We start from the raw sequence: 14,513 nt of genomic DNA, 5'->3' as shown, positions 1-14,513 counted from the left end.
TGCGCTCAGGGCGCCGGCGGCGTCAGCAGCCGCTCGGCGAAGTCCACGGCCTTCTCCGCGTTCACCAGGCCGCTGCCGTAGTTCTGGTCCCAGCCGGTGGGGCCCAGGTCATCCGCCGTGTCGATCAGCGCGGAGCGCACCTGCTCGGAGGTCAGCCGCTGCGGATCCAAGCTCCACACCAGGGCCGCCACGCCGGACACGTGCGGCGTCGCCATGGAGGTGCCCGTCTGCAGCGCGTAGTCCAGGCCGGAGACGTCCAGGGCCACCTGCGTTCCAATCATCCCGCGCAGGACGTTGGCCGACTCCAGGGACACGGAGACCGTGGGCACCCAGCGCTCGGAGGGCGCGTTGAGCGTGAAGTTGCCCGCGCCCTCGTCCGCGGTGTGGTTGCCAATGATGACGGCCTTCGCGCCCGCGCGGATGGCGTTGCGCACCTTCTCCTCGAACAGGATGCCGCCGCCCCGGTCCACGTACGCGAGGAAGCCCTCGCAGGTGGCGCCCTCCCCGCAGTCGGTGACGCTCGCGCCCAGGCCGCAGTCCACCAGCCGCCCCGAGTACGTGCCCAGCGCCGAGTACTCCAGGGGGTTGGAGGCGAACTGCTGACCGTTCGCGTCCACCTCACCGTAGGGTGCGCCGCCGACGATGGTCGCGCTCAACACGCCCACGCCAGGGCCCACCAGGTTCGTGCCGTCGCCGTACTGGGAGAAGGCGGCCCACTCACCGGCGAAGTTCACCGCGCCCACGCCGACGACGGAGGCATAGCCGGCCGGAAACGACACCTGCGCTCCACCCGAGTTGCCCGTCGCCGCGATGGTCAGCACGCCATTCGCCTTGGCCGTATCGAAGGCCAGCTCCTCGGCCGCATTCTTCGAAGCGGCGCCGAGCGACAGCGACACGATGTTCGCCCCCTGCTCCTGGCACCACTCGAGCGCGGTGATGACGTTGGTGGTGCTGCCCGTGCCCGTCTCGTTCAGCACGCGGGCCACCAGCAGGGATGCGGTGGGGGCCACGCCCACGGTGCCGTTGGGGTCATCCCCCAGCCGCACCTTCCCGCCCGCGCCGAGCTGCGCGGCGATGGTGGCCGCCGTGTGCGTGCCATGCCCGCCGCCCCACACCACCACGTTGCCCTGCGAGTCCACGCGCGCGTCCAGCGCCAGGGCGTTGGCGGACCCGTGGATGAAGTCCTTGCCCCCGATGAAGGCGGCCTTCAGCTCCGGGTGACGGTTGTCCCAGCCGCTGTCGACGACACACACCTTGATGCCCGTGCCCGTGGGGCGGCCTTCATCCAGGATGCCGTCGGCGTTGGCGTCCCAGATTTTGTCGGCCTTCACCATCTTCAAGCCCTGGGTGTACTCACCCACGGAGCCTTGCCGATTGGGCTCCGGCTTCGGCTCCGCGCCCAGCCACGCCTGCGGCGACATCGGCCGCTGCATCATGCCGAGCGCGCGCACCTCCCGGTCGGGAGACACGGACACGACATCCGGGTTCCGGGCGAGCGCCTCGCGCATCTGCGGCGACACGCGGGCGGACACCATGTTCAGCGAGGGGATGCGCTGCTTCACCTGGCCACCGGCGCGCGTCACGTCCTCCGCGAAGGCGTCCGTGTTCGCCTTGGCCGTGGCGAACACGCGCTGCCGGAAGGTGATGATGACCGCCTCCGTGCCGTCCGCCGGAGGAGCCGCCTCGCCCTGGTAGGCGGACGCCATTGTCGCCGGGGGCAGGACCATCCCCGCGGTGCCCGGGCACGCCTGGGGCTCCACGTTGGAATCCGAGCCGCACGCCACCAGCCCTCCGACCAGACCCAGCCAGACGAAACGCTTCATTTCACGCTCCTTGAGTGTCCCGTCCAGCAAGACGCCCGTCGTACAGCACGGCGCGACTGATGGATTTCGAGGGACGCGCATGAACGGGAGGACACCTGCTTCCGTTCCCGGAGCGCAAGTTAACCACGGCCGCGAGCCAGCCGCTCAAGCCCCTGTTCGGGGCACGACGGGGAGGGCATGCAGGCGTGCGGTGGACACGTGGACCAGCGGACGCTCCCCTGACGGAGCGTCCGCCCCTTCACGCCTCGGCGGGGTCCACCCCGAAGATGCGGAGCGCATCGGCGGCGTAGACATCCAACTGCCGCTGCGTCTCCGCGGCGTCCCAGCCCAGCCGGGGCGCCATGACTTCCGCCGCCACGCGCGCGGCGGCATGGCCCTGGTCGCGCGTCTCGAAGGCCACCTTGAGGCGGCGGATGAGCAGGTCGGACAGCGAATGCACCAGCTCGTGGGTGACACCCCAGGCGGCCTCGGCCGCTCGGTAGGGCAGCCCCTCCGCGAGCGGCCGGGCCAACGCCGTGTCCTCGAAGGTCAACGCCCACACCCGGCGCCAGCGACTGCCATAGGCCCGCACCAGGTGGTGGGCCGTGGCCTCGTCTCCGATTTCGACGCGGGCCGCGGCGAACTCGGCGTCCAGGTTGCGGATGTCACCCCCGGGGAGCGGCAGCGACTCCGTGGGAGAGCGGCGGCGTGGAATCCCCAGGCGGCGCTCCACCGCGTCCACCACGTCGCGCGCCATCACGCGGTAGGTGGTGAGCTTGCCGCCGCTGATGGCCAGGACCCCGGACGGGCTCACGTCGATGGCGTGCTCCCGGCTGGCGCTGCCCGCGTCGGCCTGCGCGCCGTGATAGCCGCTGGCCACGAGCGGACGGATTCCGGCCCAGGCGCTCACCACGTCCTCACGGGTGAGGTGCGCCTCCGGGAAGAAGGCGTTGGCGGACTCCAGCAGATAGGCCACGTCCGACTCGCTGGCGCGGACCTCCGCGGGGTGCGCGCGCGTGGACGTTTCCGTGGTGCCAATGATGGTGAAGTTGTCCGCGGGCAGCACGAACATCACCCGGCCGTCCTTCGGGGACAGCAGCGTGAAGGCATCCCGGTGATTGAGCCGCGCGCGCGGCACGGCGAGGTGCACGCCCTTGCTGCCACGCACCGCGGGGCTCGTGCCATCGGGCGCGTCCAGCCTGCGAATCTCGTCGCTCCAGGGGCCCGTGGCGTTGACGATGGCGCGGGCCCGCACGGTGACCTCCTCACCCGTGAGGTGGTCCAGCACCGTGGCGCCACGCACCTGGCCGCCTTCGAGCACGAGCCCCTTCACGGACGCGTGGTTGAGCACGGTGGCGCCCGCCTCGGAGGCGCCCACGGCGTTGGCCAGCGTGAGGCGCGCGTCGTCGGTGGCGGCGTCGTAGTAGCGGGCGCCGCCCTTGAGGTGCTCGGTGCGCAGGCCCGGTTCGGCCGCGTGGACCTGACGGGCGTTGAGCCGCCGGTAGCCCTTCACGTTCCGGAACAGCGACAGGGCGTCGTAGAGCATGAGGCCCGCGTTGAGCTTCCAGCGGGGCACGCGGGCGCCCGCGTACACGGGCCAGATGAAGGCGAGCGGCCGCACCAGATGCGGGGCGAGCCGCAGCAGGCGCTGACGCTCGATGCTGGACTCGAAGACGAGGCCCAGGTGGCCGTGCTCCAGGTAGCGCAGGCCGCCGTGGATGAGGCGCGAGGACCGGCTGGAGGTGCCGCTGGCGAAGTCTTCTCGCTCGACGAGCGCCACCTTGAGGCCCCGGAGCGCGGCATCCCGCGCCGAGCCCGCCCCCGTGACGCCGCCACCGATGATGAGGACATCGAAGTCCTCGGTGGCCAGGGTTCGCAGGCGCGCGGCGCGCGACGGAGGGGGAGGCACTTCGGCCTCGGGGACGACACGGGTGAGCGCGACAGATTCGGAACGCACCGCATAAGTGTAGCGACGTTGGGCGTCGTCGGCAGCCCAAACCAATGCGCCGCGTCAAGCGCACTACATGGAAGGCGTCCTCCAGGCCGGGAAGGGTGTTCACCCGAGGGGGGACGGCGCCTTGCGCGTCCGGATGAAGACAGATAGGAGGCGGCCGACCCCTCCCCTCACCCGGGGGCTCCACGGCCTTGCTGAACCCCCACGACCGACGCGACCTGGCGTGCCTGGGACTGATGGTCCTGGTGTACGGGCTCGTCGTGGCGCCGGTGCTGCACGCGGTGGTGGAGCACGGCGGGGGCGGCCATCACCTCCATGCCCATGCCCACGGAAGGCCGCATTCACATGCCCCCCGGGGTGAGTTCCAGGGAACCGGCGCGCACGCACACCCGCGTGACGGCACCGCCCGTGCGCAGGGGCACCGCCATGGAGACACGGCCCGCGAGCACGCCCACCCGCGTGACGACACCGCCCGTGCGCATGGGCACCGCCATGGGGACACCGCCCGCGCGCACGCGGGCCTGCGTGACGACACCGCCCGCGCGCCTGGGCACCGCCATGGGGACACGGCCCGCGCCCAGGCGCACCGGCGTGACGACGCCGCCCGCGAGCACACCCACCGACACATTGATGAGGCCACCCGGCATACGGGGGGAGCCCCCCACGCGGGCCACGGCGCCCCGGTGGAGCCAGATGATCAACAGGAAGGCCACGAGCACCTGACAGGCTCGGTGGAGCACCTGCAAGCAGTCGCCCTGACCTGGGCGGCCCTGAAGCTGCCGCTGGTGCGCGCGGTGTCGTGGCGGGCCGAAGTCCGTCACGGCCCCTCGCGAATCCTCGGCTCCGCGGTGCGCCCCACCGCGATGCCGCAAGGCCCATAGCCGCGCTGCAATAACACCAAGGGTCGCGGCATCCCGAGCGTGGCAGCACGCGCGGAGGCGCGTGCGCTCCATCCCCTCAGCCTGAACCTCCCCTGCCTGCCGGTGGGGCCACGCACCCACGCGTCAAGCGAAGCGCGCGAAGTCCGCGCGAACGCGACGCCAAGGCGCGAGGCCCGCGCCGCCGTGTGTCCGTACGTGCCCGTGCTTCTCGCTACCGCACTGTCCTCGTGTGTCCTCGTCCTGGCCGCCGCGCCCTCACCGCAGGAGGGAACGGAGGGCGTGCCCGTGCGCTCCGAGCATGTCGAGGCCGAAGCAGACCCGCGAACGAACCGTGCCGAAAGCACCGCCCCGCGAGTGGGGCAAGACCAGGCACCTGCACCCGAACCTGCGAACACCAACACCCCACCCCCACCCACCGAGCCCGCCCCCGCCGAAGACGCCCCCGAGAAGGCCACGGTGGTGCGTGGCGCGCGTCCCGCCCAGACAGCGTCCGAGGTGACACTCGGCCGGGACATCCTGGACGCAGCGCCGAGACGCAACGCCGTGGACCTCCTGCGCGCCGTCCCGGGACTCGTCGCCTCGCAGCACAGCGGCGAGGGCAAGGCCCAGCAGCTCTTCCTCCGAGGCTTCGACGCGCTTCACGGCCAGGACGTGGAGCTCGACGTCGGTGGCCTGCCGGTGAACGAGGTCAGCCACATCCACGCGCTCGGGTACGCGGACATCAACTTCGTCATCCCCGAGGTCGTGCAGTCGCTCGAAGTCACCGAGGGCTCCTATCGGGCATCCCAGGGTGACTTCGCCGTCGCGGGCACGGTCCGCATGGAGCTGGGGGTCGCGGAGCCCGGCGTCCACCTCCTGGGCACGGTGGGCCAGTACGGCCAGCGGCGACTCGTCGCCACGGTGCGGCCCGGAGAGGACGCGGGCACCTTCGCCGCGGTGGAGCTGGGCGAGGGCCGAGGCTTCGGCGCGCAGCGCGGCTACGGCCGAGCCTCCCTGCTCGCCCAGGCCACCACATCGCTCGGGAACGGCGTGACGGTGCGCGCGCTCGGCGGCAGCTACGTGACGCGCTTCGACTCACCGGGCGTGGTGCGCGAGGACGACCTGCTCGCGGGCCGTGAGGACTTCTTCTCCGCGGCGCTGGGCCGGCAGGGGGGCTCCGTCTCGCGGCATCAACTCCTCCTCGGCGTGGAGCTGCCCCGCACGGGCAACGGGCGCACCAAGCTGGAGGTCTTCGGCGTCCTTTCGGACCTGCGCCTGCGCAACAACTTCACGGGCTTTCGCGTGGACGTGCGTGGAGACGGCCTGGAGCAGACGAACAACGGCACCACGCTGGGCGCCCGCGCCGAGCACCGCCGCTCGGTGAACATCCTCGGCCGCCCGGTGGCGCTGGAGCTGGGCCTGGGCGCGCGGAGCGACAGCGTGGAGCAGACGCAGCGGCGCTACCGCGAATCCGACGGCACCTTCTTCTCGGACGAAATCGACGCGAAGTTCACCCAGACGGACGTGTGGGGCTGGGCGGAAGCGCGGCTGCCGCTGGGCCGCTGGTCCTTCCGACTGGGAGGCCGCGCGGACGCGCTCGGCGTGGAGGTCTTCGACGCGCTCGCCTTCCGGGATCCGCGCCACTACGACGGCCAGGGTTACGCGCGCAGCGCGTTCGGCGTCCACCTGGGCACGAAGGCGGGCCTCGAGTACGCGATGGGAGACACCGCGGACGCCTGGCGGCTGTTCGCCAGCTACGGAGACGGTTTCCGCTCGCCCCAGGCCCGCGGCCTCTCCGAGGGCGAGCGAGCCCCTTTCGTCTCCATCCGAAGCGCCGAGGTGGGCTCGCGCAAGGACGGCGAGCGCTGGGCCCTGCAGCTCAGCCTCTTCGGCTCGCAGGTGGACAACGACTTCTTCTTCGACCACACGGTGGGCACCACCGTCTACACGGGCGAGACGCTCCGCTCGGGTGTCTCCGCCGCGCTCCAGGCGCGCCCGCTGCCGGGGCTCGTCGCATCCGTGAGCGCCACGCTCGCGCATGCCTACGTGCGGTCCTCGGACACGCTGCTGCCCTACTTCGCGCCCTTCGTCGCGCGAGCGGACGTGGGTTGGGACGGCCAGCCGGGCTGGTCCTGGCTCGGCGCCAGCACGACGCTCTCACTGGGCACGGGACTCACCTTCATCGGCCCGCGTCCGCTGCCCTTCGACGAACGGAGCGCCACGGTGTTCCTCGCGGACGCGCACGTCGCGGTGCGCAGGGGCGAGCTCGGTCTGCGATTGGAAGTCTCCAACCTGCTCGACGCGCGGTGGCGGGACGGCGAGTTCGTCTACAGCTCGCGCTTCGACCCGAGCGCCCCGGCCAGCCTCGTCCCGGCACGACATTTCACCGCGGGGTCGCCTCGGATGGCCTCGCTCTCACTGGAGGTCCACCTATGAATCGCAGACACCTGCTCACCGGCGCGCTGACACTGGCCGCCGCGTCCATGGCCCTGGGGGGCTGTGGCAGCGAGTCGGAGCGGCGCACCTTCTCCGTGGAGGTGACGTCCACGCCCATCACCGCCACCAACGAGCGCGGCTGGACGGTGACGGTGGACACCGCGCATCTCTCGGTGGGCCCCGTGCGCTTCTTCGAAGGCCGCGCGCTGCAAGCCCGGCGCTTCCATTGGTACACGCTCATCGGGGGCACGGCTCACGCACACCCGGGGCACTACTCCCCCGGAGACGCGCTCGCCGAACTGCTGAGCACGCACACCGTGGACCTGCTCACGGCCACCACACTGGGCGACGCCAACGCGGTGACGGGCCAATACGGCTCCATGGAGCTGACGCTGCCGGCGCCCACCTCGGCCACGGATGCCCAGGGCCTCCTGAGCGGCCACGGGATGCGCGTGCGGGGTACGGCGCGCAACACGGGCGGGGACACGGTGCGCTTCGAGGCAATGGCGAGCCTGTCCAAGCCCATCGAAGGTGTGCGCTTCGAAAAGACCTTGGGAACGGAGCCGGGGCGCGTGCGCATTGCCGTGAACCTGGCGACGTGGCTGGGCCGCATCGACTTCGCCACCGCGACCGACCCGGACGCGGATGGCGTCTACACCTTCCCCGCTGACAGCCAGGCGCAGAACGCCCTGCTGCGTGGCGTGGAAGACACCACCGCCTACGTCGTGACGTGGGTGGAAGGAGCTGCGCAATGAAGAAGTGGATGCTGGGGCTTTCGTGCCTGGGACTGATGGCGTGCAGTGACAGCTCGGGCACGGTGACGTTCACCACCTACGGCGAGGACTACATCGAGAAGGAAATCCCCGCCGCCGTGAATGGCGAGGACGGCATCGTGGACGGCTGGACGGTGCGGTTCAGCAAGTTCCTCGTGGTGCTCGGAGAAGTGCAGGTCGGCAACCACGATGAGACGGTCGCCACCATGAGCCAGGCGAAGGTGTTCGACGTGCGGAAGCCCGGCCCCGTGGCGGTGGAGACGTTCCGGGATGTGCCGGCACAGGAATGGGACCACGTGAGCTTCGCCATCGCACCCAACGCGAACGCCGTGGCGGGCAACGCGGACGCGGCGGACGTCACGCGCATGAAGGACAACGGCTACTCCGTCTTCATGGAGGGCACGGCGACCAAGGGGGACACCACCAAGCGCTTCGCCTGGGGCTTCACCACCAACACCGTCTACGAGCACTGCGAGGCCCCGGGCCTGGGCGCGGGCGTCACGGTGCCCAAGGACGGCGAGGAGACGGTGCAGCTCACCATCCACGGCGACCACCTCTTCTTCGACCACCTGCAGTCGCCGGACGCGCGGATGCGCTTCGACGCGCTGGCTGCCGCGGACAACCTCGGCATCGCGGGGCCGGACGGTGAAGTGACGCTGGAGGAGCTGGCGGCGGTGGACCTGACGGAGCTGCCGTCGGGCCAGTACGGCACGGGGGGCGTGGGCAACGTGCGGACGCTGCGCGACTTCGTCACCGCGCTGACGCGCAACCTGGGCCACTTCCGCGGCGAGGGCGAGTGCGAGCCCCGCGCGCGCTGAAGCACGTCACCCCGGAAGAAAGCATGCTGGCGCGGTAGCGCGGTCATCCGCACCGGCTACCGCGCCAGCGTGGCCACCCAGGCCTGGGGCCGACCCTCCCCTGGCCTGGAAGGTCTTCAAAGCTCAGCCCTTGTTCGAGGAGCCCGAGGAGTTGCCGGAGGAGTTTCCGCCCATCGGGTTGTTCCCGTTGTTGCTCCCCCCGTTGGAGCCGTTGCCCGGATGCCGAGGGCTGTTCGGGTTCATCTGGTTGGAGCGGTTGTCCTGCGACGCCTTGTGCGCGGGGTTGTTCGGATTCTTGGTGTTGCCGCGCTGGTCGTTCTGGTTCTTGCCGCTGTCCTTGCTCATGGACTGACCTCGGGAATCCCCATGGCGAAAGTGCCCGGGGATGCTCGAACCTAGGAAGTGCCCCAGGGGGGAACACTCGTGCGGCGGGGTTCGTCCGGTGTCGGGAAGAACACGACATCGCCCGTGGGCGGACAGGACGGTCGCGAACGCAGGGCCGCCTGGATGCGGCGGCGAGCCAGGGTGCCTACCTCGTGCCCCAGGAGGTGACTCGGGCGTGAGGACGGTAACGTACGAGCGCAGTGGGCGGACCAACACGGGCGCGCAGGCACTCCGGCTGGAGGGCATGCGGCACCTGAAGGTCCTCGAGCAGGGTGACATCGTGAGCGAGCGCGCCCTCACGGCAGCCGAGCTTCAACGCCTGGGTCCGCTGCTCGAGCGGGCCAACGAAGACACGGTGCCCGTGGTGATGGTTCCGCTGGCGGGGGGACCGGAGGGACTCGCGGTGACCCTGGCCTTCGAGGACGAGGAGTCGCCCCGTGTGCGCGTGGCGGCCGAGCGGCTTCCCGCCCAGGGCGCGGGCCCGCTCTACGACGCCCTCCTGTCCGAGCTGGACGCCCTGTTGACGGCCGAGCTGCACGCCCGAGCCCCCAGACACGCGCACGCCGTGTTGCCGCACCAGCTCCGCGAAGAGGAGCAGTAGCGTCGCGGGGAGGCCTGTGCGTCCCGGTGGGCCGCCCATCGACCGGGCGTGAACAGGCGCTGAGTCAGGGTTGCTGGCGAGCTCGGCTTCTGTGAAGACAGCGGCATGAAGCAGGTGCAGTTGTCCGTGCATCGCACGGTGGGAGAAGCGCGGCTGCTCGCGGGCGCGCTGGAGGCCATGGGCGTACCGGTGAAGGTCCGCGGCGAGGCCCTGGCGCCGCTGAGCGGTGAGATACCGAGCGCGGAGACCTGGATTGAGCTGTGGGTCGCCCCCCAGGACCTGGAGCACGCCCAGAGCCTCCTGGCGGAGCTCCGGGAGAACCAGGAGCACGCCGAGCAGTCGGTGGAATGCCCCCGGTGCCGGGAGGAGAACCCGGGCAACTTCGAACTGTGCTGGAGCTGCGGCCTGGAGCTGCCCTCGGGGCTACGTCCCAAGTTGAAGGCGGTGTAGTAGCAGCAGGCGACGAAAGCGGGGCGGCAAGGGCCGCGACGAGGAGACCTGGAGTGCAGGAAGCAGAGGGCGTGCGAAAGCCCGGCATGCGCCGGGGACGGCGAAGCCTGCTGGTGGTGTGCACCGTGGCCGTCGTCATCCACCTCGTCCCGCTGCTGCTGCTGCCCAGGACCGAACCCGAACAGCAACTCTTCATCGCACGCGCGATGTCGACCGTGCCCCAGCGAGTCGCCTTCCTGAGGCCCATGAAGGACGACGCCCAGGCGACGACCGCGGAGCTCCGCGAAGCCGCGTCATTGCTTCTCGGCGGTGCGCCGGACGAAGCGCATGCCCTCGCGCTCGAAGCGGAGCGCCGCGGCCCGGAGGAAGTCGAGACCCAGTTGCTGCTGGCGCGCATCTGCGACGTGGAGCGGATGAGCCGGTGCGTCAGAACCGCCCTGTCCCGCGCGGAGTCACTGGCGCCAGGGGATGCACGACCGGACGTCCTGCGAGCGGAGCTCTTGGAGAAGTCGGGAGACGTGGCGGGCGCCGCGGACTCCCTGGAGAAGGCGCATGGCAAGGCCCCGGAAGACGCGCTGATTGGCCTGCGCTACGTGGGCATGCTGAGCGCGGCCAGGCGGGGCGATGAGGCCCTGGCCGTCCTGCGGAAACTGGAGGGACATGTTCCCCCCGCGCGAATCCTCGTGGAGCAGGGCCGGGTGCACGGCCGGGAGGGCCGTGACGCGGAGGCCGTGAAGCTGTTTCGCGCGGCGGTGGCGGAAGACCCGAAGCTGAGCGTGGGCCACTTCGAGCTCGGTCTCGCCTGGCACCGGCTGGGCAGGCTGGACGCCGCGGAGGAAGCGCTTCGCCGGGCGGACCGGTTGGCCCTGGCGGACCCGAAGGCGCTCGCGGCCCTGTGCGCGATTCAGCTCAAGGAGCAGCGAATCGACGATGCCCGGCTGACGCGAATGGACCTGGAGCGACGCTTCTCCGGACAGCCCGAGCTGATTCGCCAGTCCTGCAGCATCCCCTGAGCCCACCAGGGCCTGTGTGGGGCTATTCGCGAGGCTCGATGCCGCGAATCTGGCGGAGCATCCGAGCGGAAGCCTTCACCTCCGAGTCCACGGCCCCATCCACCCGTTCGGTGCGAACGACGGCCTGAAGGTAGGGCATCGCCTCCGCGTCACGCTCCTGTTGAAACAAGAGCTCGCCCAAGGCGAAGCGGGCCCGGGTGAGCAGGATGATGTCCTCGGCGCCGACGGCGGCATCAATGGCATCACTGAGCGCGGACTCGGCCATTTCAGGCTGGTTCCGAGCAAGAAGCTCACGGGCACGCTGGATGTGTTCGTCGACGTTCATGGGAGCGAGACAGTCGCAACGAGGTGAGGACGTGAGCCACCTCGGCGGGATAAGGGTGTCCGGCCATGGACGAGAAGCGAATCGCCGAGCTGGAGATCCGCTACATGCACCAGCAGGAGTTGCTGCAGGAGCTGAGCGGGGTGCTTTACGAGCAGCAGAAGGTCATCGACCAACTGCGGGCCGAGGTGGATCGCCTCAAGCAGAAGCTCGAGGCGGAACCGGGACTGGTGGACGCCCGGCACGACGAGCGTCCACCTCACTACTGAGGCTTAGAACCGGTAGCCGAGCCGCAAGCCGACAGTCGGATTGGGCTGCAGGTAGCCCACCTCGAGGCCAATGCTCGCGGCCTTGCCCTGCAGGCCGAAGCCGAACGCCGCGTGGGCGCGGAACGTGTCGCCCCGGCCAAAGACGAGCCAGGGGCCAACCAGGCCTTCGATGTAGACCCCGGACCTCGCCAGGTTGGCGCGCAGCACCAGGTCCAGGGGGATGCCGATGTCATTGCCCTGGGTGATGATCATCGCGCCAAAGCGCGCGCCCACGGTGAGCGGACCCGCGAGCGGAGTCTCGACGCCCAGGGTGAAGTTGAAGACCGCGCTCGTATCGATCCAATAGTCAGCCCCAAGCCCAACACGGACGCCCGCGGCCTCGGAGTTCGTGGGAACGATGAAGAGGCCGGCCGCGAGCAGCGCGCCAAGGCAAGGACGAAGCAGCTTCATTCGAGAGGCTCCTCTCAACACAACGGGGGAGTCTGTACTCAAGCAAGCCACGCGCGATGAAGCCAGCCACACAGCGATTCAAACGAACACGACGCAAACCATCGCACTGTCGACGGTCAGCCGTAACGGAAGGCAGTGACTCACAACGGACGCCGTTGCAATCACGTGGCTCAAGACAGCCCGCAGATCACAACGCAGGATGAGTGTGGGGCTGGGCTACGCCTTCTCGCACAGCGTGGATGCGGTGGCGAAAGGGGCGGCGCGCGCCGAGCACCTGGTGCTGCTGGCTGCGGTGCTGGCGGCGGCCTACGGGGGCGTGCGCTGGCTGCGCGGACGGCGCCAGCGCTGAGACAGCCCCAGGGCCCAAAAAGGAAAACCCCCGGTGTCCACGAGGGACACCAGGGGTTTCTCAAAAAGAATCCGGCAGCGACCTACTCTCCCGCGCGGTTTCCCGCGAAGTACCATCGGCTCTGGAGGGCTTAACTTCCGTGTTCGGGATGGGAACGGGTGGGACCCCTCCGACATAGCCACCGGAAAACAAGCGACAGTGCATACAAAGGGTAAGTTTCGAATTTCTACCAAGCGAAGTCTCGCTGTGCGTAGGTACGTCTTCCAGGCGAGTGCGCGTCGCACTCGAGCCTCGGCCTTGGCCCCGAGTCCCTTACTCCCCTTGAGGGGGCATGCAAGAGAATGGGGAAAGTAAGCCTCACGACCAATTAGTACCGGTTAGCTGAACGTGTTACCACGCTTACACACCCGGCCTATCAACGTCGTAGTCTTCGACGGGTCTTCAGGGGCTTGCGCCCGGGATACCTGGTCTTGAGGTCGGTTTCCCGCTTAGATGCTTTCAGCGGTTATCCAATCGGCACATGGCTACCCAGCGATGCCTCTGGCGAGACAACTGGTACACCAGCGGTGCCTCCAACCCGGTCCTCTCGTACTAAGGTCAGAGCCTCTCAAGTATCCTACGCCCACAGCAGATAGGGACCAAACTGTCTCACGACGTTTTGAACCCAGCTCGCGTACCGCTTTAATTGGCGAACAGCCAAACCCTTGGGACCTGCTCCAGCCCCAGGATGCGATGAGCCGACATCGAGGTGCCAAACCTCCCCGTCGATGTGAACTCTTGGGGGAGATAAGCCTGTTATCCCCGGAGTACCTTTTATCCGTTGAGCGATGGCCCTTCCATTCAGGACCACCGGATCACTATGACCTGCTTTCGCACCTGCTCGACGTGTCCGTCTCGCAGTCAAGCTCCCTTATGCCATTGCACTCGACGCCCGGTTTCCAATCGGGCTGAGGGAACCATCGCGCGCCTCCGTTACTTTTTGGGAGGCGACCGCCCCAGTCAAACTACCCACCAGACAGTGTCCCAATCCCGGCTGACGGGACATGGTTAGACACCAGAAATCAACAGGGTGGTATTTCACCGTTGCCTCCACCGAACCTAGCGGCCCGGCTTCAAAGGCTCCCACCTATCCTACACAGTCAATCCCTAGTGTCACTGTCAAGTTATAGTAAAGGTTCACGGGGTCTTTCCGTCTTGCTGCGGGTAAACTGCATCGGCACAGCTATTTCAATTTCGCTGAGTCCCTCTCCGAGACAGCGCGGAAGTCGTTACTCCATTCGTGCAGGTCGGAACTTACCCGACAAGGAATTTCGCTACCTTAGGACCGTTATAGTTACGGCCGCCGTTTACTGGGGCTTCGGATCATCGCTTCACCTTGCGGCTGACGAATCCCCTTAACCTTCCAGCACCGGGCAGGAGTCAGACCCTATACGTCGGCTTGTCGCCTTCGCAGAGTCCTGTGTTTTTGGTAAACAGTCGCTACCGCCATTTCTCTGCAACCTCTCTCAGCTTCGGCTGTACGCCTACACCTACCAGAGGCCCACCTTCTTCCGAAGTTACGGTGGAAATTTGCCTAGTTCCTTGGAGGAGAGTTCTCTCAAGCGCCTTAGGATTTTCTCCTCGCCCACCTGTGTCGGTTTACGGTACGGACACCCTGTAAGCTCCCTACGGGACTTTTCTTGGAAGCAGAGCATCAGCGACTTACCCCTTACGGGGCGCCATGGAGTCTCGGGGATAGCTGCCGCGCCTTTATTCGTACGCGACACCCCTACACCTTTAGACTGACACAACCACCGGTCAGCTCGCCTAGCTTTCTCCGTCCTCCCTTAGTTCAACGCTCACAAGATGGTGCAGGAATATTAACCCGCTTTCCATCACCTACGCCTTTCGGCCTCGGCTTAGGTTCCGACTAACCCTGGGAAGATTAACTTGACCCAGGAAACCTTGGGCTTACGGCGAGGGGGTTTCTCACCCCCTTTATCGCTACTCATTTCGGCATCAGCACTCCCAGCCGCTCCAGCCGCCTTTTCAG

General features: G+C 68.5%; 15 protein-coding genes and 2 rRNA genes (1 of these 17 only partly in view). 8 read left to right on the top strand and 9 right to left on the bottom strand.

Going from position 1 to position 14,513, the window contains the following annotated elements:
* Positions 1–5: 5 nt before the first annotated feature.
* The 4 genes from A176_RS34930 to A176_RS39250 all read right to left on the bottom strand — a co-directional run bounded on the left by A176_RS34930 (position 6) and on the right by A176_RS39250 (position 4,577).
* Positions 6–1,823 carry a S8 family serine peptidase gene (locus tag A176_RS34930; protein WP_002640228.1) on the bottom strand — a complete coding sequence of 606 codons (1,818 nt, stop codon included), beginning with the start codon at positions 1,821–1,823 and terminating at the stop codon, positions 6–8.
* 238 nt (positions 1,824–2,061) lie between these two features.
* The gene (glpD, locus tag A176_RS34925; RefSeq protein WP_002640227.1) at positions 2,062–3,759 is read right to left on the bottom strand and encodes a glycerol-3-phosphate dehydrogenase; all 1,698 of its coding nucleotides are present in this window, start codon (positions 3,757–3,759) and stop codon (positions 2,062–2,064) included.
* A gap of 167 nt (positions 3,760–3,926) precedes the next feature.
* Positions 3,927–4,097, bottom strand: a complete 171-nt coding sequence (locus A176_RS39480) for a hypothetical protein (protein WP_193409822.1) — start codon at positions 4,095–4,097, stop codon at positions 3,927–3,929.
* Positions 4,098–4,577: a hypothetical protein gene (locus tag A176_RS39250; RefSeq protein ID WP_044889976.1), complete on the bottom strand. Its 480-nt coding sequence runs from the start codon at positions 4,575–4,577 to the stop codon at positions 4,098–4,100. It lies immediately after the preceding gene.
* A 243-nt stretch (positions 4,578–4,820) separates the two neighbouring features.
* On the opposite strand from A176_RS39250, the gene A176_RS34915 reads away from it, so the two are divergent.
* From A176_RS34915 to A176_RS34905, 3 genes are read left to right on the top strand one after another with little or no spacing between them, the layout of a single operon-like run.
* The gene (locus A176_RS34915; RefSeq protein ID WP_193409821.1) at positions 4,821–7,052 is read left to right on the top strand and encodes a TonB-dependent receptor; all 2,232 of its coding nucleotides are present in this window, start codon (positions 4,821–4,823) and stop codon (positions 7,050–7,052) included.
* A complete protein-coding gene (locus A176_RS34910) occupies positions 7,049–7,807 on the top strand; it encodes a hypothetical protein (protein WP_021781249.1) in 759 nt (252 codons plus the stop codon). Before A176_RS34915 ends, A176_RS34910 begins: the two co-directional genes overlap by 4 nt.
* The gene (locus A176_RS34905; protein ID WP_002640917.1) at positions 7,804–8,643 is read left to right on the top strand and encodes a hypothetical protein; all 840 of its coding nucleotides are present in this window, start codon (positions 7,804–7,806) and stop codon (positions 8,641–8,643) included. Before A176_RS34910 ends, A176_RS34905 begins: the two co-directional genes overlap by 4 nt.
* 123 nt (positions 8,644–8,766) lie before the next feature.
* Here the strand turns inward: A176_RS34905 and A176_RS34900 are convergent, their stop codons facing one another.
* Complete coding sequence (locus tag A176_RS34900; RefSeq protein ID WP_002640916.1) at positions 8,767–8,988, bottom strand: hypothetical protein; 222 nt, start codon at positions 8,986–8,988, stop codon at positions 8,767–8,769.
* Positions 8,989–9,202: 214 nt separating this feature from the next.
* On the opposite strand from A176_RS34900, the gene A176_RS34895 reads away from it, so the two are divergent.
* The 3 genes from A176_RS34895 to A176_RS34885 all read left to right on the top strand — a co-directional run bounded on the left by A176_RS34895 (position 9,203) and on the right by A176_RS34885 (position 11,091).
* Entirely contained in the window at positions 9,203–9,628 is a 426-nt protein-coding gene (locus tag A176_RS34895; RefSeq protein ID WP_002640915.1) for a hypothetical protein, read from the top strand.
* Positions 9,629–9,733: 105 nt separating this feature from the next.
* On the top strand, positions 9,734–10,078 hold the full coding sequence (locus A176_RS34890) for a putative signal transducing protein (RefSeq protein WP_002640914.1): 345 nt from the start codon (positions 9,734–9,736) through the stop codon (positions 10,076–10,078).
* Positions 10,079–10,164: 86 nt separating this feature from the next.
* A complete protein-coding gene (locus A176_RS34885) occupies positions 10,165–11,091 on the top strand; it encodes a tetratricopeptide repeat protein (RefSeq protein WP_044890032.1) in 927 nt (308 codons plus the stop codon).
* Between the two features lie 22 nt (positions 11,092–11,113).
* Here A176_RS34885 and A176_RS34880 read toward each other — a convergent pair whose 3' ends face one another.
* Positions 11,114–11,416, bottom strand: coding sequence for a hypothetical protein (locus A176_RS34880; RefSeq protein WP_044889978.1), 303 nt, complete (start codon positions 11,414–11,416; stop codon positions 11,114–11,116).
* A 65-nt stretch (positions 11,417–11,481) separates the two neighbouring features.
* Here A176_RS34880 and A176_RS34875 point away from each other — a divergent pair, with 65 nt between their 5' ends.
* Positions 11,482–11,682 carry a SlyX family protein gene (locus tag A176_RS34875; protein WP_002640911.1) on the top strand — a complete coding sequence of 67 codons (201 nt, stop codon included), beginning with the start codon at positions 11,482–11,484 and terminating at the stop codon, positions 11,680–11,682.
* Between the two features lie 3 nt (positions 11,683–11,685).
* On the opposite strand, the gene A176_RS34870 is transcribed toward A176_RS34875, so the two are convergent.
* Positions 11,686–12,132: a hypothetical protein gene (locus A176_RS34870; RefSeq protein ID WP_002640910.1), complete on the bottom strand. Its 447-nt coding sequence runs from the start codon at positions 12,130–12,132 to the stop codon at positions 11,686–11,688.
* 199 nt (positions 12,133–12,331) lie between these two features.
* Between A176_RS34870 and A176_RS34865 the strand changes: the two genes are divergently transcribed.
* A complete protein-coding gene (locus tag A176_RS34865; protein WP_044889979.1) occupies positions 12,332–12,481 on the top strand; it encodes a hypothetical protein in 150 nt (49 codons plus the stop codon).
* A 69-nt stretch (positions 12,482–12,550) separates the two neighbouring features.
* On the opposite strand, the gene rrf is transcribed toward A176_RS34865, so the two are convergent.
* Both rrf and A176_RS34855 read right to left on the bottom strand, forming a co-directional pair.
* Positions 12,551–12,667: ribosomal RNA gene (gene rrf / locus A176_RS34860) — 5S ribosomal RNA — on the bottom strand.
* 160 nt (positions 12,668–12,827) lie between these two features.
* Positions 12,828–14,513 (bottom strand): 23S ribosomal RNA (locus A176_RS34855); it runs 1,277 nt beyond the window's last position.

This window comes from Myxococcus hansupus, from assembly GCF_000280925.3.
GTDB lineage: Bacteria > Myxococcota > Myxococcia > Myxococcales > Myxococcaceae > Myxococcus > Myxococcus hansupus.
Note: the sequence above shows the minus strand (reverse complement) of the source record. Positions and strands in the feature narration are given on the sequence as shown.